At 46.6% G+C, this 20,641-nt stretch carries 19 protein-coding genes and 1 tRNA gene; 15 read left to right on the top strand and 5 right to left on the bottom strand.

Translation table 11 applies throughout. The annotated features are described in order from the left end of the window. Positions 1-9: 9 nt before the first annotated feature. Both DESPODRAFT_RS20345 and DESPODRAFT_RS10785 read left to right on the top strand, forming a co-directional pair. Positions 10-333 carry a hypothetical protein gene (locus DESPODRAFT_RS20345; protein ID WP_004073450.1) on the top strand — a complete coding sequence of 108 codons (324 nt, stop codon included), beginning with the start codon at positions 10-12 and terminating at the stop codon, positions 331-333. After that, positions 300-1,925, top strand: coding sequence for a Na/Pi cotransporter family protein (locus tag DESPODRAFT_RS10785; protein WP_245531895.1), 1,626 nt, complete (start codon positions 300-302; stop codon positions 1,923-1,925). Before DESPODRAFT_RS20345 ends, DESPODRAFT_RS10785 begins: the two co-directional genes overlap by 34 nt. A gap of 7 nt (positions 1,926-1,932) precedes the next feature. Here DESPODRAFT_RS10785 and DESPODRAFT_RS10780 read toward each other — a convergent pair whose 3' ends face one another. From DESPODRAFT_RS10780 to DESPODRAFT_RS10770, 3 genes are all read right to left on the bottom strand, one after another. Then, complete coding sequence (locus DESPODRAFT_RS10780; RefSeq protein ID WP_004073447.1) at positions 1,933-3,096, bottom strand: type III PLP-dependent enzyme; 1,164 nt, start codon at positions 3,094-3,096, stop codon at positions 1,933-1,935. Positions 3,097-3,388: 292 nt separating this feature from the next. Then, on the bottom strand, positions 3,389-4,606 hold the full coding sequence (locus DESPODRAFT_RS10775) for an SLC13 family permease (RefSeq protein ID WP_004073445.1): 1,218 nt from the start codon (positions 4,604-4,606) through the stop codon (positions 3,389-3,391). 143 nt (positions 4,607-4,749) lie between these two features. Further along, positions 4,750-7,410: a UPF0182 family protein gene (locus DESPODRAFT_RS10770; protein WP_004073443.1), complete on the bottom strand. Its 2,661-nt coding sequence runs from the start codon at positions 7,408-7,410 to the stop codon at positions 4,750-4,752. Between the two features lie 279 nt (positions 7,411-7,689). On the opposite strand from DESPODRAFT_RS10770, the gene DESPODRAFT_RS10765 reads away from it, so the two are divergent. The 12 genes from DESPODRAFT_RS10765 (at position 7,690) to nhaB (ending at position 18,689) form a co-directional block, all read left to right on the top strand. After that, positions 7,690-8,298: a chalcone isomerase family protein gene (locus DESPODRAFT_RS10765; RefSeq protein WP_052314694.1), complete on the top strand. Its 609-nt coding sequence runs from the start codon at positions 7,690-7,692 to the stop codon at positions 8,296-8,298. Next, positions 8,295-9,653, top strand: coding sequence for an MFS transporter (locus DESPODRAFT_RS10760; protein WP_004073441.1), 1,359 nt, complete (start codon positions 8,295-8,297; stop codon positions 9,651-9,653). The genes DESPODRAFT_RS10765 and DESPODRAFT_RS10760 overlap by 4 nt, the downstream gene beginning before the upstream one ends. A gap of 132 nt (positions 9,654-9,785) precedes the next feature. Further along, positions 9,786-10,703, top strand: a complete 918-nt coding sequence (locus tag DESPODRAFT_RS10755; protein ID WP_004073440.1) for a universal stress protein — start codon at positions 9,786-9,788, stop codon at positions 10,701-10,703. A 27-nt stretch (positions 10,704-10,730) separates the two neighbouring features. Next, positions 10,731-11,234 carry a phosphate-starvation-inducible PsiE family protein gene (locus DESPODRAFT_RS10750; protein ID WP_004073439.1) on the top strand — a complete coding sequence of 168 codons (504 nt, stop codon included), beginning with the start codon at positions 10,731-10,733 and terminating at the stop codon, positions 11,232-11,234. Between the two features lie 77 nt (positions 11,235-11,311). Beyond that, positions 11,312-13,540, top strand: a complete 2,229-nt coding sequence (mbhE, locus tag DESPODRAFT_RS19475) for a hydrogen gas-evolving membrane-bound hydrogenase subunit E (RefSeq protein WP_216593998.1) — start codon at positions 11,312-11,314, stop codon at positions 13,538-13,540. Continuing rightward, entirely contained in the window at positions 13,537-13,938 is a 402-nt protein-coding gene (locus DESPODRAFT_RS20620) for an MnhB domain-containing protein (protein WP_004073437.1), read from the top strand. Before mbhE ends, DESPODRAFT_RS20620 begins: the two co-directional genes overlap by 4 nt. Then, positions 13,938-14,291: an NADH-quinone oxidoreductase subunit K gene (locus DESPODRAFT_RS10740; protein WP_004073436.1), complete on the top strand. Its 354-nt coding sequence runs from the start codon at positions 13,938-13,940 to the stop codon at positions 14,289-14,291. The genes DESPODRAFT_RS20620 and DESPODRAFT_RS10740 overlap by 1 nt, the downstream gene beginning before the upstream one ends. Then, a complete protein-coding gene (locus DESPODRAFT_RS10735) occupies positions 14,291-15,787 on the top strand; it encodes a proton-conducting transporter transmembrane domain-containing protein (RefSeq protein ID WP_004073435.1) in 1,497 nt (498 codons plus the stop codon). The genes DESPODRAFT_RS10740 and DESPODRAFT_RS10735 overlap by 1 nt, the downstream gene beginning before the upstream one ends. Continuing rightward, positions 15,784-16,263: a Na+/H+ antiporter subunit E gene (locus DESPODRAFT_RS10730; protein WP_216593997.1), complete on the top strand. Its 480-nt coding sequence runs from the start codon at positions 15,784-15,786 to the stop codon at positions 16,261-16,263. Before DESPODRAFT_RS10735 ends, DESPODRAFT_RS10730 begins: the two co-directional genes overlap by 4 nt. Beyond that, complete coding sequence (locus DESPODRAFT_RS10725) at positions 16,256-16,567, top strand: cation:proton antiporter (RefSeq protein ID WP_004073433.1); 312 nt, start codon at positions 16,256-16,258, stop codon at positions 16,565-16,567. Before DESPODRAFT_RS10730 ends, DESPODRAFT_RS10725 begins: the two co-directional genes overlap by 8 nt. After that, complete coding sequence (mnhG, locus tag DESPODRAFT_RS10720) at positions 16,555-16,866, top strand: monovalent cation/H(+) antiporter subunit G (RefSeq protein WP_004073432.1); 312 nt, start codon at positions 16,555-16,557, stop codon at positions 16,864-16,866. Before DESPODRAFT_RS10725 ends, mnhG begins: the two co-directional genes overlap by 13 nt. Before the next feature lie 212 nt (positions 16,867-17,078). After that, positions 17,079-18,689 carry a sodium/proton antiporter NhaB gene (gene nhaB / locus DESPODRAFT_RS10715; protein WP_004073431.1) on the top strand — a complete coding sequence of 537 codons (1,611 nt, stop codon included), beginning with the start codon at positions 17,079-17,081 and terminating at the stop codon, positions 18,687-18,689. Between the two features lie 236 nt (positions 18,690-18,925). Here nhaB and DESPODRAFT_RS10710 read toward each other — a convergent pair. Continuing rightward, positions 18,926-19,001, bottom strand: a tRNA-Phe gene (locus DESPODRAFT_RS10710). Positions 19,002-19,067: 66 nt separating this feature from the next. Continuing rightward, positions 19,068-19,820 (bottom strand): RsmE family RNA methyltransferase, encoded by a 753-nt coding sequence (locus tag DESPODRAFT_RS10705; RefSeq protein WP_004073430.1) that lies wholly within the window; start codon positions 19,818-19,820, stop codon positions 19,068-19,070. A 214-nt stretch (positions 19,821-20,034) separates the two neighbouring features. Here DESPODRAFT_RS10705 and DESPODRAFT_RS10700 point away from each other — a divergent pair, with 214 nt between their 5' ends. After that, positions 20,035-20,640 carry a Maf family protein gene (locus tag DESPODRAFT_RS10700; protein ID WP_004073429.1) on the top strand — a complete coding sequence of 202 codons (606 nt, stop codon included), beginning with the start codon at positions 20,035-20,037 and terminating at the stop codon, positions 20,638-20,640. The last annotated feature ends 1 nt before the right edge of the window (position 20,641 follow it).

Here is a 20,641-nt window from a genome sequence, read left to right as displayed (position 1 = left end):
CGGATTAAAATGATTAAAGGTCGCAACACCCGCAATCCGGGGTTGCGGCCTTTGCGTTTTATGGGTATACCCAAGGATAAGGGGGACAAGGCAGCCTACCTTCGGAAGGGTTTGACCGCATTTTTAGGAACCATTGCGGGCCTTGCCGTGACCCTTTGCGCCACACTTGTTTTCGGAAAAGACGCCGGTCTTTTAGGACAGACCGGTAATGAGAATATTTTGTTCCAACTAAGAAATCTCCCAAAATATATATGTCAGAATTCGATTATTGGAAACTGCTCGCAGGACTGGGTATTTTCATGTTTGGTATGCAGCTTCTGGAAATATCTGTAAAGGATTTAAGCGGAAAAGCATTCCGCAGGATAATCCGGAACTATACCAATACCCGGTTCAAAGCTATTGCCGGCGGCACCTTGGTAACGGCTGTTTTGCAGAGCAGTTCTGCGGTCTCGTTGATGGTGCTGGCCTTTGTGGGGGCCGGCGTTATGAGCATGGAAAATGCCATCGGTGTTATTTTAGGTTCCAATATCGGAACCACCCTCACCGCCTGGATTGTGGCCACCCTTGGGTTCAAAGTCAAAATTGAGGTCTTTGCCCTGCCGTTTATCGGCGTTGCCGCTTTTGGATTGATCCTTTTTAAGCCGGGGAGTCGGCCGGCCCATTTAACGCGGCTTCTGGTGGGTTTTGGCTTTCTATTCCTGGGACTGGACTACATGAAAATCAGTGTAGAGGTCTTTGCCAAGGGATTTGATCCGTCACATCTGCACAATCTTCCGCTTTGGGGCTGCCTTTTCATCGGGACTGTCATGACCGCCCTGATGCAGGCCAGCGCCGCTACCATCGCCATCACCCTGGCCGCGCTGAACAGCGGCCTGATGACCTTTGAGATGGGTGCGGCCATGGTCATCGGGGCCAATATCGGCACCACCATTACCATTCTTTTAGGCGCGGCCGGAGGCGCACCTCCCAAAAAACGTGTGGCGGTCGCCCATCTGGTGTTCAACTTTATCACGGGCATCACCACCTTTGCCGGTCTGCCCCTGATGGTCAGGGCCGTCAAATTGTTTGTGGATGTTTCCACCAACGGGCCGGTGGGCCTGGCGCTGTTCCACTCCTTGTTCAATCTCACAGGGGTTTTGTTATTTGTCCCCTTTGTATCTTTCTTCACCCGGCTGCTTGTCAAATTTCTGCCTGAACACAGAAAAAATATCAGTGTTTACCTGGCCAATACCCCTGCCGAAGAGACGGAAGCCGCTTGCGTGGCCATGAAAAACGAAGTGATCCACATGTTGCAGGAGTGCCAGCTGTATGCCTTACGGACACTTGCACTGGATGAACAACTGGTGTTTGACGACAGGCTGCCCTTTGAAAAAACCGAGCGTAAACCGTTAACGGGAAAAGAGCTTTTTACCCAGATCGGACGGCTTCACTCCGCTGTGGTGGCCTATTACTCCAGGATCCAAACCCAGACCATGGATGAATCCAGAACAAGGGATCTTGACCAGATTATCCTGGCCTCCAGAAACATCATGAATGCGGCCAAGAACTTTGAAGAAATCCGTCCCATCCTGGATGAATTCGAGGTGTCGGAGTCCGCTTTTTTAAATCGCCAGTACGGACGTTTCAGAAAGCGGCTGCTCAACTTTCTGACAGAAATCTGCACAATAACCCCACAGCAGGATCCAAAGCTGATCCACCAGACAATCCTGGCGACCTTTAAAAAGATTGAGGCTGACGACAATCTTTTTATCCAGGAGACGGTCAAGGCCTCTGCCGAAGACGCATCCGGCGACCTGGACCTGTCGGGCCTTCTTCTGTCCAACCGGTTGTTCACCCAGGCAAGCCGGATGCTCATCTTCAGCGTGAAAGACCTGTTTCTGACACAGAAACAGGCCCAGGCCTTTGATAAAGAGATTACCAATTAAAGGTATATTATATGAAATATGTTTTTAATGGAGGAAATCCGTTAAACTCTATTGCGCTGTAGGTGCTGGTATATGCTCCCGTGGACAGCCAGTAAAGCCGGTCGCTGATGGACAGATTCAAAGGGAGTTTGTATTTGAAGTCTTCATATAAAATATCTGCGCTGTCACAGGTGGGGCCGGCAATAATAACTTCCTCAAGCTCTCCTTTTCGTCCTGAGTAGATGGGGTATTTAATGGCTTCGTTCATGGTTTCAATTAATCCGGAAAATTTTCCCACATCCGTATAAACCCAGCGGTTAAGGGCGGTTCTGGATTTTCTTGAAATCAATACGACCTCGCTGACCAGCACCCCTGCATTGCCCATCACGGACCGGCCGGGCTCAAGGATTATGGTGGGCAGATCTTCACCAAAGCCCTCATTGAGAAATCGGGTGATCTCCTGGGCATAGACATAAAGATTATTGGCCTTTGACAGATAATTGGCCGGGAATCCACCACCCAGATTTATCATCTCAAGGGTAATATTCTCCTCTTCATGAAGTCTTTCAAAAATCACCTTTACTTTGCCAAGCACCCCGTCCCAGGCACCAATATCACGTTGCTGGGATCCCACATGAAAAGAGATGCCATAGGGGACCAGACCAAGGTTTTTTGCCAGAATAATCAGGTCCATGGCCATGTCGGGCTGGCAGCCGAATTTTCTGGATAGCGGCCAGTCTGCCGTACGGCTTCCTTCGGATAATATCCGGACATAGATTTTGGAGCCTGGAGCGGCCTTGGCGATATTGCGAATGTCGGCTTCTGAATCTGTAGCATACAACCGGACACCCTTTTCATAGAAATACCGGACATCCCGACTTTTTTTGATGGTGTTGCCGTAACTGATCCTGTCAGGGCTTATGCCCAGAGACAGAACGCGGTCCAACTCATAGATGGATGCAATATCAAAATTAACGCCTTTATCCCGCATGATGGTCAAAATCTCAACCGCGGGGTTTGCTTTTACGGCATAATAGATGCTCGCATAGGGAAAATAGGTTGTCAGATCATCAAGATGTCTGACCACCGTATCCGTATCAATTACGAGAAAAGGAGTCTCCTTGTCCTCGGAAAAGGCCTGAATTCTTTTAAAAGTTTCCAGGGGGAGATAATCTTCAAGTTGTATGAACATGGCAGTACTCCATGGAAAAAGGGTTGATAAGGCACCAAACAATCATTCTTTTTGATTAAGATAAATGCAAGGTGAGAGGCTGTTTTAAGGCCGTCAAAATTATTGGCCCAGCCTAAATGGACTAAAATCTGTCAATAGTCAAGAAAAATATATTAAATCTCATGAGTTATTCAAGCCTATTTGTCTTTTTCATTGCATCATCAAGAAAATAAAACCTCAAGTATTTGGCGCAGCAGCTATCGCACGGGCTTTTTCGGAAAGGGTCGAAGTGCAAACGCCACCACAGCGGCTGTTAAATCAAAAATGTCCATCCCACCAGCACCAGAAGAGACAGAATGGTCACTGGGATACCAATCCTGGCGTGTTCCTTGAAGGATATAAGGACACCATGACCCAAAGCTTTTTCAACCACAATCAGGTTCGCGATGCTGCCCAGAAGAAAAAGGTTCCCGGCAAAAGTGCTTGAAAGGGCCAGAATATACCAGGGGTCAGGAATCGTCTTACTCAAACATGGAATCACCAGCATCACGGCTGGAACATTGCTGAAAAGATTGGACACAATCACAGAGACACCGGTGAGAAAAACGGGTTGAGTGAGTTCAAAGCCTTTTTGGGACAGAAATTTGAGTACCTGTTCCGGGAGATTGGCCAGAGTGATCCCGTGAATGATAATAAACAGTGCGCAGAACAAAGTGATCAGGTGCCAGTCCACCAGAGCCATGATTTCCCGGCTTTTTATCTTTCTGCTGAGCAGAAGTGACCCTGCCACGGTCAGGGTGGAAAGATCCCTTGGGATATCAGTCAGGTAAAGTCCCACCAGCACCGTCACTGCCACAATCCCTTTTCCGGTCTGCCAGCCATCAAATTGAGGCCATTCCAGGCCGTTTTCATCCATGATCTCTATTTTTTCAACGATCAGGTTCTGACCATAAAAAATTATAATTATGCCGAATGCGGCCACCAGGGAAATAAAAGAAGGGATAAACGCCCATAAAAAAAAAGCCTGAAAGGAGAGACGCCCTACCTGGCCGATGAGCATATTCTGGGGATTTCCGATCAGTGTGGATGCAGATCCAATATTGCTCGACATGGCCAGGCCTAATAAAAAGGGAACAGGATTCAATCCCGCCCGTTTGAGAGAATAAGCCAGAATCGGTGCCATGGCAAAGCAAATGATATCGTTGGCAAGAAGAGCAGACAGCACGGCGGAAAGCAGCATGCTTACCAGAAGAAACAAACGGGGGCGATCAGAGAAATTAAGGACTTTTTCTGCGGCAGCTGTGTAAAACCCGCCAAGACGCAGCTGGGCAGAGATGATCATCAGCCCGTACAAAAGGCACAGGGTTGGAAAATCAATGCAACGTACGGCCTCCTGGGGCGATACCGCACCGAAGGCAACCATGGCGATGGCCCCCAGAATGGCAATGCCCACCCTGTCCACGGTCAGTCCGGGGATTCGTCCCATGGCAATTCCCAGATAACTCACAAGAAAAATAATCAGTGCCGTCATGAATTGTCTCCATAAATAGTCAGTTCTATGACAGCATATACACCCAAAGGGATCATGGTGAATATTTTATTTTTATTGCATGGGATAATTTTTTTGTTACCCAACGCTTTTTTTGACGTTCTGTTTTTTTTCTTTTACCTTTCCTAATGATCAGGTTTTGTTTCTTCTTCTTTTTTTATATCATCTGCCGGTATCGTTTCAATTTGGATGGGCGGTGAGATCGGTACCTTTTTTTCAAAACGATCGGATTTTCGACGCAATTCATATTCTAATTTGACAGCTGCTTCCTCAAGACTCGGCGCCATCACAACGGCTTCTCCCAAAGACATGATCAATCGCTTTATTTGTGGTATTTTTAAGGGCCCTTCCTCTTGGAGATAAACCGGCTGGATATAGAGCGGTGCGCCTCCCGTCGGTTCAATTATCATTTTTCCAAATAACAACTCGGAGCCTTGCTGATCCCACAGTGAGAACTGTTCTGAAATCACGGTATCCTGATTCACCAGCGAATGGACCTGTGCCGGCCCATATACCTGTTGATTACGTGGAAAACGGTAAGCATATATTTTTCCATAATTTTCAAGGTCGTTTCCTGCAAACATCAATGCCCGCAGATTATCCCGACCAAATGGGGATAAGGGGAGAAACAAGAAAAATTCATCTTTTCCAGGTTCTAATAAATCTAAAGTCAAGTAATAAGGAACCGCTGGAAAAAATTCTTGGCCTATAGCAATCTTGGAAAACATCCATTTATCCTCCTGTCTAAAGAATCGCTCCGGATTCGTTTGGTGATAGGTCGCATAAATGGACATTTGAATGGTAAAAATATCACGAGGATACCGAATGTGTTGTTTCAAAAACGCCGGCATTTCGGATATTGGTTTGAACATTCCGGGATACATTTTACGGTAAGCATTAATGATGGGATCGCTGGGATCGGCTTCATAATATGAGACGTTGCCATTATATGCATCAACCACTATTTTTACCGCATTACGGATATAATTGAATCCTTCGGCTTTGTATGGGGATGCAATCGGGTAATTGGATGCCGTTGTATAAGCGTCCTGTATCCAGAAGAGTCCCTTTGGTGTGTGAACGATATAGGGATCCTGATCCAGTTTAAAAAAGGGGGTAATATGCAGAATTCGTTCCGTAATATTTCTTCGAAACAGTATTCTACTCTGGTTGTTTGTTTTGGTCGTAAAAAATATGTCTCGATCTTTAAAATAGTACGCCAATAAAATTTTGCGTAAAAGTGAATTGACCGCGATGCCGCCCCTTCCATTGTAATGGACTATATTCTCACTCTCTCCGGCAGGGGAGCCGATCTCCCCGACACTGTTTGGAACGATTGCGTAGGGCTTGTCTTCCAGTCCGTAGTAAATATCGGTTTGATCGCTGGATAATCCAAATTGAGATTGAGGGGGTATATCTTTGATAAACCAGGTCATTGGTTCATCTCCAGCCTGGGCCGCCGGAATCATGGCGACCCCCTGACCGTGGGTATATTGAAGATGCGTGTTAATCCAATTTTGAGCGACTTCGGGTAGCTTTGAATTATTTATCTCTCTGGCGCCAAGATAGACCTGCCGATATTCACCGTTTACCCAATAGCGGTCAACATCAATACTTGGAAATGAATAATATGTCCGTATACCTTGAAGTTCCTCGAATACACTGCCAAGAATATCTCTATCCCAGACGGGAACATTACGCAACCGACGCAGGGTATCCGGATCATCGGCATCGAAAGAGGCAGCCGAATTCATTTCAAAATCCCTGGTTTCCACCTTGTCCAGCCCGTAGGCCGCAAGTGTAGAGTCAACATTTGCCTTAATGTAGTCCCTATCCCGAACCATTTGGTTTGGCAACACGATATATTTTCGAACGGTATCTCCAAATGTATCAACATCTTTTCCTAAGAATGCAATAACGGAAATCAAAAAAAAGATAATGGGCATTTTCCACCCCACGCACCTGTGAATTTTGAGTACCAGGAAAATACCCGTTAACATCAGGGACAGCACTGTAACCCATATAAAGGGAAGTATAACAGTCATCTCTACAAAGCCGGGACCTTTGAAAATAGGAAGATTGGCTGTTTCATACAACAGATCGTAACGCTCCAACATAAAGCCCCAGCATAAAACCGTAAAAATAGATATCACCAGAATACTGGTGTGCCAATGTGCTTTATGTGATCTTATACGGTGTTCTATGGGTGTTGCCGCCCTCTCGTACCAGTAAATAAACAGAACACCTGCGAGCATCAGTGCAACGACTATAAGAACTTCTTTTTGGAGCAAATGATAGATCGGAAGAGAAAAAAGGTAAAAACTGATCTCCTTTCCGAACAGAGGATCCAACACACCACTACGACTGCCGAAGAGAAACAGCAGTGACTTTTCCCAATTTCTGAAAATCGGTATGGCAACTATCAAAGCCATCACAAAAGAAAGAAGAATATACATGTCTCGCAAGGCATGGTTGAGATACTTTAACCATTTTTTTTCTTTGTAACCCTCGGGTTTGTCTTCAAATCCAATAATATGGGAAGCAACCCTGAAGTTGACATAGAAGATTGCAAAAAACAGGATCGTGAAAAATATAAGTATAAGGTATGGATAAAGTAGCCTCAGAAGATAATATGATGTCATTCCTTGGCCTTGAAACCACCACAAGTCCACAAAAAAATCTATGAATATAAATTTAACAGCAGCGATAAGGATAGCAAGTATCCCAAGCAAGCCAATTATGAATGCCATCCACTTTTTTATTTTAAGCATTTTTGTTTTAGTCATTTTTTTCCCATTTCATTTTTAAATTACATAGATTCAAATTATAGGAACTTCTTTTTTCACAATAAAAGAATGAATGAAAACATAAGAAATTATGAAAGAAGATCAATGTCTGACGAACCCCCTTTATGAATATAACCTTCACTTTTAGGAATCCTCTAATTCGATGATCAAGTTTAATCGTTTACATATTTTTTTGTATCATCTTATCTGCTTCTTTTCAACTATCTGTCCGGATATTTGCTTTTGATGCCTTGTTACCCTAGCCTATAAAGTGATAATATGACTGACAACAAATTTGAAGGGTTGCCAATGATGAAACTAAAAACAATATGCATCTTGTCTGCAATTATCTGTGTTTCCATCTCAGCTACTTGCCATGCCGGTGCCACAATGGTAAATGGGACTGAATTTTCAAACTCGGTTGAAGTCCGGGGAACCCGCCTGCAATTATCCGGTGCGGCACTGCTCAAATACATGTTTTTAATAGAGGCATATACCGGCGCACTGTACCTGCCGGAGAAAACGGATGGACCTAATGCGCTGGATGATATATCCAAGCACCTGGTTTTAGAATATCGGGTGGCGCTCTCTTCAGATGATTTTGCCAAAGCAACCATGGAAAAGATTAAGGGGTCTGTCAGCAAAGAAGCTTTTGAACGCCTTTTGCCAAAAATCAAGTCATTGAACCGACTATACAAAGATGTTCAGCCCAAAGACCGGTATGCGTTGACTTATCTGCCGGGAGTTGGAACCCAGTTGACGCTTAATGCCGAGCCACTCGGAACAATAGAAGGATCGGAATTTGCCAGAGCGGTATTTGCTATCTGGATCGGTGAAAATCCAATTGATAAAACATTTAGAGACCGGCTTCTGGGGAAATCAAAATGATCCGCAGACAAAGAGAAATCGACACGCCCCACATATCATGGCCGGATAAGCTGGCTTATTCATTGCCGGCTCTGTCCCTGGCAATTATAGGCATCCCCGTGTATGTGTTCCTGCCTAAATTTTATACTGATACCATCGGGTTGAGTATGTCCACCATTGGCATTTTGCTGATGGCTGTCCGGTTATTCGATGCAGTGACTGACCCCGTTATCGGTTATTTATCTGACAGGAGCGCGGGCCGTTTCGGGAGACGCAAACCCTATATTGCATCGGGATCTGTGGGTCTGGCAATTTCGATCATCTTTCTGTTCAAGCCACCGGTTTTGTCCGGGGCAATGATCAATATCTATTTTGGTTTCTGGTTGTTTGCCCTGTTTTTTTTCTGGACACTGGTGGCCATCCCCTATGAATCTCTTGGTCCGGAGATGACCGGGGATTACCATGAAAGAACCGCTCTTTTTTCCATGCGCGACGGGTTTTTAATCATTGGAACACTTCTGGCGGCAGGGTTTCCCATGTTAATTGATGGAATAATGAATATAATGGGAAAGGTGGCCACCCAAAGGGAACTATTCTCCTTCATGGCCTTCATATTTGCGCCATTGATTGTCATCTTCTCTTTTTACTGCATCTACCGAATCAAGGAAAAATATCAACAGACCGGCAGTGACGATCTGGTCAAAGGATTTTCAGCGGTACTTAAAAACCGTCCATTTTTAATCCTGATATCCGGATACACCATCAGCGCTGTTGGCAGTAACCTGCCGGCAACGCTGATCCTGTACTATGTGGAGTATGTTCTCAAAGCCCAGAGAGCAGAAGGCTTTTTACTGATCTATTTCTTAACCGGTATTGTGTTCTTGCCACTCTGGATTGTTGTTTCCCGCAAAGTCGGTAAAAAAAGGGCCTGGATCATTTCAATGCTTATCAATACCGGTGCGTTCAGTGGTGTATTTTTTCTGGGGCCCGGCGATGCAATGATATATGGGGTACTGGTATTTTTCTCCGGTATCGGATTTGGTGCCGGGCTTGCACTGCCGTCTTCCATCCAGGCGGATGTAATTGATTATGATCAGGTCTTAACCGGACAGCGGCGGGAAGGCCGCTATATCGGGCTGTGGTCTATTGCGAAAAAATTATCGGCCGCCTTAGGCGTCGGTATTGGACTGGTGCTGCTGGCGAAGGCCGGTTATCAACCCAACGCGGAACAGCCCGGGTCTGCGGTTTTTATGTTGAGAGTGCTTTATGCGCTAGTACCGTGCATCTGCAATATTTTGTCCATTGTCATTATCAGTTTTTATCCGATTTCAGAGCAGGCACATGCTCAAATCCAAAGAGAAATCGGCCGCTTATAATACCCGCCCCCAATCATAGGGACTGTATCTGGCATGTAATGATATCGTAGATTTGGATATTGTTGACGGATAGTACGCTGCAGTCTATGATTGTTTTATTCAGAAGCTAAGGCTGCATTGAAAGGAGACTGTATGTATCGATATAAAAAACTGATGGTCTGCCTGAACCTGGACGAACATGATCGGTATCTGGTTAAATACTCAGGATTCATTTCCCGGATGACCAGGTCAGAAGAGGTCCTGTTTGTATATGTGTATGACTCTTTTGATATCCCTGAGGAGATCAGAAAGATTTACCCTCAATTATATTCACCGCCGGAAGCGATGGTGAAAAAACAAATGCAAAAAATCGTGGCTGAGCATTTCAACGGACATGAAGAGACTGCGGTTTTGTTCAAGTCCATGGAAGGGCCCCAGCTGGGCATGCTGATTTCGTGTACGAAAAATTATGATATAGACCTTTTGATCGTCGGCCATAATCCCGACGACTCGGCCGGTTTCAATTGGCTTGCGGAAAAGCTGGCCCGTAAAGCATTTTGCTCTCTCCTGGTTATCCCAAGCAATACCACCGCATATTTTGATAAAATCCTTGTGGCTGTCGATTTCAGTGATTACTCATTGAATGCACTGGATGTGGCCAGTGCATTTGCAAAGGCGGCAAACCTTGATCATCTCTACATATTGAATAATTATCAGGTTCCGACAGAACACCATAAAACAGGTAAGACCTACGAGGAATTTGCCTACATCATGCTTGAGAACGCGAAATCAAGATTGCGGATCGCCTTGTCCAAGGTTGATCTTAAATCCTTGGATATCAAACCAATTTTTAAAAAGGATAAAAATATTGTCAGCAGTATCCGAAACTTTTCAGAAAGCCTGGGGGACGCCCTGATCGTTGTCGGGGCCCGGGGCCGAAGTGGCAATATTGCTGCAATACTTCTAGGCAGTATCACCGAAGGGTTGATCAGAACAACACACAAACCGCTTCTGGCAGTTAAAGAAAAAGGCCAGGGATTAAATATTTTAGAAGCATTTACATCACAATAACAATTCATTCCATACAGGAGAAATAGAATGGATCATCATGACCACAGCGATGAACCCCTGATTTTGAGACTTCGTGCCATCATCCGATTTGCCGTAAGGGTTCTGGCTCTGATTATGACGGCTGTAATCCTTTGGGGGGTGGTTGATGTGTGCTGGGTGTTGTATCAAGAATTGATCTCACCACCCAGATTCTTGCTGACCATCAGTGATATCCTTGCTACTTTCGGGGCCTTTATGGCGGTACTCATTGCCATTGAAATATTTGTAAATATATGTATTTACCTGAGGGAAGATGTGATCCATGTCCAGATTGTCATGGCAACCGCCCTGATGGCCATTGCCCGGAAAGTTATTATTCTTGACTTCAACAAGACCAGCCCGGAATACGTGTGGGCCATTGCTGGTGTTGTTTTTGCCATGAGCGTCGGGTATTTTCTGGTATTCAACTCATCTCAAACATGTATCCCAATGTTTGATCCGATCTTTCCAAAGGATCACCATGAAGTACATAAAAACGAAAAGCCGGAATAGGCGGGTCCGGTTACGAATGCGTTACAAAAGAGCCGATTCATGCCCACCGGGATTGATAGCGGATTTTGGATAACAAAATGAATCGTCAAAAAACAATAATGGGTTTGTCCGTTGCGTTACATCTGTTTTTACTCATCGGGCTTTATGTTCTGTATACCCCTTTGGGTGTCAGCTGGCATTGGGATTGGGTACCGTCATTGGGGGCCTCATTTTCAATCCGGCTTGACGGCTTGAGCATGCTCTTTTCATGGCTGATCTGCGGCATCGGTCTGTTTGTCCAGCTTTACGCCTTCCATTACATGAAAGACAAGCCTTTAAGCGCTTTGTTTCATCTCTATCTGACCCTTTTTATGCTGGCCATGCTTGGGCTGGTCCTGGCTGGAAACCTACTGCTGTTGTTTATTTTCTGGGAGCTGACCACGGTGACGTCCTACCTGCTGATCGGATTTAACCACGATCAGGAAGTTTCCAGGAAAAATGCACTTCAGGCCATGCTTGTGACCGGCGCAGGCGGACTGGCGCTGCTGGCGGGGTTGATTTTGCTGGGGCAGATGGCAGGCACCTGGGAAATGGATCAAATCATCAACCGCGGCGCCGCATTCACAGCAGATAAACGATTTGCGCCGGCATTGATTCTAATCCTGATCGGTGCCTTCACCAAATCCGCCCAGGTCCCCTTTCATTTCTGGCTGCCCGGGGCCATGTCCGCTCCGGCACCGGTCAGTGCCTTTTTGCATTCAGCCACCATGGTAAAGGGAGGAATTTATCTTCTGGCCCGTCTTGCACCCGTATTCAACCAAAGCGACCTGTGGTTCTGGTCCCTTGCTTTGACAGGCGGTATTACAGCGGTCTGGACAGTGATTGTCGCACTGCAACAAAGGGATTTAAAGTTGATGCTGGCTTACAGCACCAATGTGGCCCTCGGCAAGCTGGTTTTTCTTCTGGCGTTGGGCACCCGGTATGCCATATCGGCAGCGTTGATGTTCACTATAGCCCATGCATTATACAAGGCGGCACTGTTCATGGTCATCGGCACTGTGGATAAGGCTACGGGTACGCGGAACATTGACCAGGTTGCCGGACTTGGCAGGATACTTAAATTCAGCTTTTTTGCCGCCGGATTGAGCGCATTGTCAAAAGCGGGTGTCCCGCCGCTGCCTGGATTTTTGAGTAAAGAATATATGTACAAGGCAGCACTTCAAATATCTTATGCGCCCACAATTTTGCTGGTGTTTGTCAATGCCCTGATGGGGGCAATGGCGCTTTTGGTCGTGGTCCGTCCGTTTATTTCCAAACCCGATGCCCGGACCGTGCCGGCAACTCCTGTTGAAAAATACAAATTTTTATGGATTGCGCCGGTCTGTCTTGGCATATTGCAGCTGTGGGCCACCACCCTGGGCCTGGACTGGCTCAATACAACGCTGATTATTCCGGCTGCACAGGCTATCGCCCCCAATGCCGGGTATGTAAGCTTAAAACTTTGGCAGGGCCTGAATCTGCCCCTGGCTCTGAGTGGTGTGTCATTGTTATTTGCATTTCTCCTGTTTAAATACCATACCCGGATTAAACGTTTCATTGACCGCACCACCCGCATGCTGCCGGCCGGCAGCCAATGTTACGAGCTGATAGTTAAAGGGATCATCCGGTCAGGATCGGCCCTGACCTCCGTTCTTCAGCATGGCCGGTTGACCGGGTATATTTTTATGCTCTTTTTTCTGATGGCATTGGTTTTCCTTTTTAATGTTCCTGCACTACCCATGCCTGATATCGTCGACCGGCAGGACATTCGTTTTTATGAAGTCTTGCTGGCCCTGGGACTTGCCGCTGCCGTCACCACGGTTATCCTGTCGCACTCCCGCCTGCTGGCCATTGTCTCCCTGGGGGTGGCCGGGTTTATCACCACCTTGTTTTTAATGTTTTACAATGCGCCGGATGTGGCTAAAACCCAGCTGCTGGTGGAGACACTGAGCGTTATTTTCCTGGTGATAATTGTTGGCCGACTGCCGAAATTTTCGGATGTCCTGCCCCATACGCCCGTAAAACGGATGCTGAATACGGCAATCGCCGTAACCATTGGTGCCGGTGTTTTCAGGGTTCTTTACGCCATGAGTGCGGGAGATCCGGATACTACGCTGATTGACTATTTTGCCGCCAACAGTCTGATCGCGGCCCATGGCCGAAATATCGTCAATGTCATTCTGGTGGATTTCAGGGCCATTGATACCCTGGGTGAAATCACGGTTGTGGTGATGGCTGCGCTGGCGGCCTCTGCCATCCTGCTGAAAAAGAAAAGGACAGATCAATGAAATCCGTTATTTTCAAAACAACCGCCCACATCGTTATCGGGATTATGCTCCTTTTTTCTCTATACCTGCTTTTCAGAGGACATAATGAACCGGGCGGCGGTTTTATCGGGGCACTGATTGCGGTGATTGCCTTTGCACTGCTGATGCTTTCGGAATCCCCCCATTATGTCAGAAAACGCATTGGTTTATCGCCTGGAATGATTGCCTTAACCGGGGTTGGTTTATCCCTGGGATCAGGTTTTTTTGCCGCATTTTCAGGCAAAGCATATTTAACAGGGCTCTGGTGCAAAACCGGCCTTGCTCTGGGAACTCCTTTGCTTTTTGATGTCGGGGTTTACCTGGCCGTAATCGGCGGAGTGCTTTCCATTCTGCTTGATTTGGCCGAGGAGCTATTATAATGCATCTACTGTTGAGCCTGATCACCGGCATGCTGGTCGCCGCCGGCATTTATCTGATGCTGGAACGTCACCTGCTTCGCATTCTTTTCGGCTTTATCCTGTTGAGCAATGGAATCAACCTGGCGATCCTGACTGCCGGGCGGCTTTCAAAAGAGGCCCTTCCCATAATCCCGCCAGGCGCTGTAACCCTTGACGGTTCTTTTGCTAACCCACTCTCCCAGGCATTGATTCTGACTGCCATTGTCATCGGTTTTGGTGTGCTGATCTTTTGCCTGAGTTTGACATACCGGGCCGTTAACGATTCAGGCTCAGCAGACGCTGACCATATGGACTGGTCGGAAAAAGGGGAATAATGATGAGCTGGCTGATCATACTTCCTGTTATTTTTCCATTGTGCGGCACATTTTTTCTTTATCTATTCAGAAGACATAACCGAATCGTCACCGCCGTATCCTGGGCAATAAGCGGATTTGGTGTAATCGTCAGTATCCTGTTGATGCACCGGGTTTACATCCTCGGCCCCCAGGCCATATCACTGGGGAGCTGGCCGGCACCTTTCGGTGTCGTCTTTGCAGCGGATCTCTTATCTGCCGCCATGGTCGCGGTGACCTGGCTGATCGGGCTGGGCGTGGTTGTTTATGCTGCGGCAGACCTTAACGCCAATCCCTCATACCCACGCTTTCATCTGTTGATACATTTTTTGCTGACCGGTGTTAACGGCGCTTTTTTAACCGGAGATCTGTTTAACCTTTACGTCTGGTTTGAAGTCATGCTGATTGCCTCTTTCAGCCTGATGACTCTGGATGCCGACACAACACAGATACACGGCAGCATTAAATATGTTTTGTTAAACCTGATCTCCACCTTAACCCTGCTGCTGGCCATCGGGCTGCTATACGGGGCCACCGGTATGCTGAACCTGGCCGGGCTCCATTTTAAAACCCATACGCTTTCCCCTGGATTTGTCTCTCTTTTGAGCGGTCTGTTTTTATTTTCTTTTTCCGTTAAATCAGCCCTGTTTCCTGTGTTTGCATGGCTTCCGGCCTCCTACCACACCCTTCCCAGCAGTATTGCAGCTCTTTTTGCCGGCCTGCTGACCAAAGTCGGTATTTATGCCATGATGCGGATATTCACCCTTGTCCTTCCTTTTGAAGGAACCATCTGGCAGACCATTTTAATTGTGTTGTCCGGTCTGACCATGCTGACCGGTGTTTTGGGGGCTGCCGGCCGTTTCACCATAAAAAAGATTCTCTCTTTTCATATCATCAGTCAGGTCGGGTATATCATTATCGGTCTTGCGCTTTATACCCGCCTGGCCCTGGCCGGTTCCATCCTTTATCTGATCCATCATATCATCGTAAAGGCAAACCTCTTTCTCATCGGTGGTTTTTTAAACCGCAAATTCGGCAGTGACCATCTGTCACACATGGGGGGTGTCTACCGATCCCTGCCTTTGCTCGCCGTTTTGTTTTTGATACCGGCATTTTCACTGGCCGGTTTTCCTCCTCTCTCCGGTTTCTGGAGTAAATTTGCAGTTGTCCGGGCAAGTCTTGAAACCGGTCACACCATACTGGCCGCAACTGCCCTTTTTGTCGGGGTTCTCACGGTTTACTCCATGTTAAAAATATGGAACCAGGTATTTTGGGAAGCGGCACCGAACGACGTAACACCCTCCTCGTCGGTGAGCTTTAGAGAAACAAATTTATATCTGGTGCCCATAGCCATTTTTGCCCTGATTACGATAATCATAGGGCTTTTTGCAGAACCCTTTTTTCAGTATGCCGACCGCGCCGCCGTTCAGCTTCTTGATCCGATTTTTTACATCAAGGCCGTACTGGGAGACAGATGATGATTTATTTTGTCCTCAACCTTTTATTTGCCGGTGCCTGGGTCCTGGTCAACAATGCCTACGGCATCATTGATTTTGTTATCGGTTTTTTGCTGGGCCTGGGCTGCCTGTGGCTGACACGCCCCTTTGGTCAGGACAACTCTTATTTCAGACGATTGAAGGCTTCAGTTGTTCTGGTGTTTTATTTTCATTACGAAATGACGATATCGGTTTTACGGGTTGCCTGGGAGGTACTGACGCCGACCCCTAAAAGTGTCCCGGACATTGTTCATATTCCCTTGGATGCAAAAACGGATGTTGAGATCACCCTGCTTGCCAATATGGTCTCGTTAACCCCAGGAACACTCAGTCTGGATATCACAGAGGAGAAATCCCATCTTATTGTGCACGCCATGTTTGCCCGGGATCACGATGCCGTCATTTCCGGGATTAAAAACGGACTGGAAAAAAAACTGCTGGAGGTGACACGTGGGTGATGTGATGACCATGGCTGTGACCATTACCTTCACCGGATTGCTGGTCAGCTTTGTGCTGGCATTTATTCGTCTGATTATAGGCCCGACACACGCAGACCGGCTCATCGCCCTGGACTTGATCGGGTCCATTACCATCAGTTTCATTGCCGTGTTTACCATTACCAGCGGACAAACCGCTTTTCTGGACATCGCAATCACACTGGCCCTGGTGATGTTTGTGGGCACCGTGGCTTTTGTGGCATTCATGAAATCCCGGCTGATTCAATCCAAAAAAAACAAGGAGGAGCCTCCATGGAAATCCTGATGGCCATCTGCCTTATCTGCGGTACTTTTTTTACCCTTATGGCTGCCCTGGGTGTTCTCAGAATGCCGGACATCTACATGCGGACCCATGCCGCGACCAAGGCGGGCACCTTTGGTATCGGAATGATAGTGATTGCAGTCTCTCTGTTTTTCATGGATACGGCTGTAACCTCCCGGGTTGTCGGTATTATGTTGTTTTTTATCATGACCACGCCGGCTGCAGCCCATCTACTTGGAAAAATCGTAATGAACTCCCCTTATCGGATGTGGCGTAACCCTTTTCAAAAAAACAGCCGGTAGAGCGACTTCACTGCAGTACCGGAAGGATGATTGCCGACCCTGCTTTCATAAATTCCAAAACCATCTTTCTCTCTTCAAATTCCGGCTAAATTAATGCGCCAACGTTGAATAATCTGTTGAATTTTTGCACATAGGATGTTAGAAGGCATAACCTGTAACAAATGTATAACTTATAACCTGTTGTTCCTAATACTAATTGTGAGGATCCGACTATGTTCAACGCCTTTGTAAAAAACTTTTTAGGAAATGCTCCCATATGGTACAAGCTTGCTATTATAGTGTTCCTAATTATCAACCCCATTCTCCTTATTACCGCCGGCCCTTTTATTACAGGCTGGGTGCTCATTGGAGAGTTCATTTTTACCCTGGCCATGGCACTGAAATGCTACCCGTTACCTTCGGGCGGTCTTCTGGCCATTGAAGCCATTATCATGGGTATGGCCAAACCCGAAACCGTTTACCACGAAGCACTGGTGAATTTTGAGGTTATCCTTCTTCTGATGTTTATGGTTGCAGGCATCTATTTCATGAAGGAATTTTTGCAGTTCACCTTCACTCGGATACTTGTGCGGGTGCAGTCTAAAGTTGTGATTGCGTTGCTTTTCTGTTTTGCCGGCGCTTTTCTGTCCGCTTTCCTTGATGCGTTGACCGTTACAGCGGTCATCATCGCGGTTGCATATGGTTTTTACAATGTCTACCACCGGTATGCCTCCGGAAAAGACAGCACCTGCGAACATGATCTCACCGACGATAATGCATGCCAAATGGCAAAACGGGATGACCTGGTTCAGTTTCGGGGTTTTTTGCGCAACTTGATGATGCATGGTGCTGTGGGTACCGCTCTGGGCGGTGTCTGTACCCTGGTTGGGGAACCCCAGAACCTGCTGATCGGCCACCAGATGGGCTGGCACTTTGTTGACTTCTTTCTCGAAGTTGCACCGGTCTCCATTCCCGTCCTCATTGTCGGGCTTGGAACCTGTTATGGACTGGAGAAAATGCACTGGTTCGGCTATGGCGTTGAAATGCCCGGCAACATCCGTTCCCACCTGCTGGAAACCGCAGTAAAAATGGAAGAAAAACAAGGAACCAGAGGCAAGGTCAGACTTATTACACAGGGCATTGCGGGTATCTGGCTGATCCTTGCCCTTGCCTTCCACCTTGCCGCGGTAGGTCTGATCGGACTATCCGTCATCATCTTCCTGACCTCTCTGAACGGAATTACCGACGAACACCATTTTGGAGAGGCCTTTACGGAAGCCCTGCCCTTTACTGCGCTGCTGATTGTCTTTTTCTCCATTGTTGCCGTGATTCACGAACAACACCTTTTCGACCCCATCATGCATTTTGTTCTCGGTCTTCATGGCCATCTACAGCTTGGGGCATACTATATTGCAAACGGTTTATTATCAGCAATTTCTGACAATGTTTTTGTTGCCACCGTATATATTACGGAAACAAAGATGCATTTTGTCAATGTGCTTGCACAGATCCCCGATATTGGTATGACCGGACAGGAACTGATGGACAAACTTACCAACCCGGAACTTGTCCGGGCTGACGTGCTGGCTGCCCTTCCGGCAGACGCTGCTGCCAAAGCACACGAAGTTATCCATCACTTTGACAACCTCGCCGTTGCAATCAATACCGGAACAAACATCCCGAGTGTGGCAACGCCAAATGGTCAGGCCGCATTCCTGTTTTTGCTGACTTCAGCCTTGGCACCCGTCATCAGACTCTCCTATGGCCGGATGGTTTGGCTTGCACTGCCGTACACCATCACCATGTCAATAACAGGCCTTATTTCCTGTTACCTGTTTTTGTAATACGTATACCTCATAGTATATAAAGATAAAAAAAGGTGGGCCCAATGCACAGATACTGCATTGGGCCCACCTTTTTTTACAGAACATGGTTAACATATAAAACGTTCTGCGGCAAAGCGTTCGCATGCCTCCTGCCACCCACAAACCGGAAAACAATCGAGCGTCTGGCCCGATCCGCATGGTGTATAAATCAAAAAAGCTTTCAACGAAAACCGCTGAAAGCTTTTATAATAACGTGGTGCCCAGGAACAGAATTGAACTGCTGACACGGGGATTTTCAGTCCCCTGCTCTACCGACTGAGCTACCTGGGCACATCAAACAACGACAGATTTATATGTTCTTTAACCGTTCAAGTCAAGCAAAAAATCATACAAGCATTAAGAATATTGTTTTAAACACCCTCCCATATCACCCAGCAGATACTGGATTAAACCACAGGCACAGACGGCTGCTGTTTCTGCCCTTAAAATCCTGGGTCCAAGGGAGTAACTTATAAATCCCGATTCAACGGCACTTCTGACCTCTTCCTCTTCAAATCCGCCCTCCGGCCCGATCAGGACAACAGCTTTGTTGTTCTCTCCGGGAGCTGGTCCGCCAAAGGGCCGGTCCGATGCTTCCCAGAAAGCGAATCTGTGTGAACAGCTTTTTGAAAAGGACAGGACCTGTTCAAAATCCATGGGAGGCATAATTTCAACAAGGCAGGATCTTCTGCATTGCTTCAAAGACTCCCTGGCAATGGTCTGCCACCGCTCAATGTGTTTTTTTTCCCTATTTGGGCCTGACAATGGAATGGATCTTTTACAATAAAAAGGAATCCAGCGAGTGACTCCAAGCTGGGTAATCTGTTTAATGATCTCATCCATCTTGTTGTGTTTGAGCATGGCAGTACACAAAGTCAGATCGAGATTCGATTCCGTGAGGCTTTTTTTTTCACTTAAAATGGAAATTTCAACACATTCAGGAGAGATCTTATCTATACTACCTGTAAAATCAGTGCCATGGCCATTGGTCATGGAAATGGTGTCTTTGGGCTTAAGCCTGAGTACCTTGCATATATGTTTTGCGTCCTGACCATGGATGACGGCCTTATCTGTGCTTAACGCCTCTGTATTGATTAAAAACTTTTGCATATTTATCTCTTTATTCCACTTATTCCACAAAAAAAGATGATTAAATTTTTAGAAATTATAGTATGAAACAGATAATTTTTACCATGAATTTATTATGTTATATTTCAAACCAACTGATTTTAGACACTTTTTTTCCGGATTACCAGGCAACGGGCGTGGGTTTAAAATACGGCAAATCTGTTCGTAACGCATGAATTATGATACATAAGGGGTCATGAAAACGATAAACAAAGAGAGCATTATTCTGGCCTCAGGTTCACCACGCAGAAAAGAGCTTATGACCCAGGCAGGCATAGATTTTAAAATTCATGTCGCTGATATTGACGAATCTAAAGTTGATCCGGGAATGCCACCCGAAAACTATGTTTGTCTATTGTCTAAAACCAAGGCCCAAGCCGTGGCCGGACATTATCCTGATGCCTGGACCATCGGGGCGGACACGATTGTGGCGGTTGGCAATACCATTTTAGGCAAACCCGCCGGGCACCGGCAGGCCGTAACCATGTTAACCCAGCTCAGCAACAGAGAACACAGTGTATTTACCGCTTTCACCATCACAAGACCAAACTCAGACGATCTGATTACACGGGTTGTAAACACCCGGGTGAGATTTAAAGCGTTGTCTAAAGAGGAAATCAATTGGTACGCAGACACCGGCGAGCCCTATGACAAAGCAGGAGGCTATGGAATACAGGGGATTGGGGCCTTTCTGGTTAAGGAGATATCCGGGTCTTATACCAACGTTGTCGGCCTGCCCGTGTGTGAACTTATTGATGCACTGGCATCTTTTGGGGCAATCAGTTTTAAGGAAGTAAAATAAC

The organism is Desulfobacter postgatei 2ac9, from assembly GCF_000233695.2.
Classification (GTDB): domain Bacteria; phylum Desulfobacterota; class Desulfobacteria; order Desulfobacterales; family Desulfobacteraceae; genus Desulfobacter; species Desulfobacter postgatei.
The sequence above is the reverse complement of the archived record's forward strand: the minus strand, read 5'-3'. Positions and strand labels throughout refer to the sequence as shown.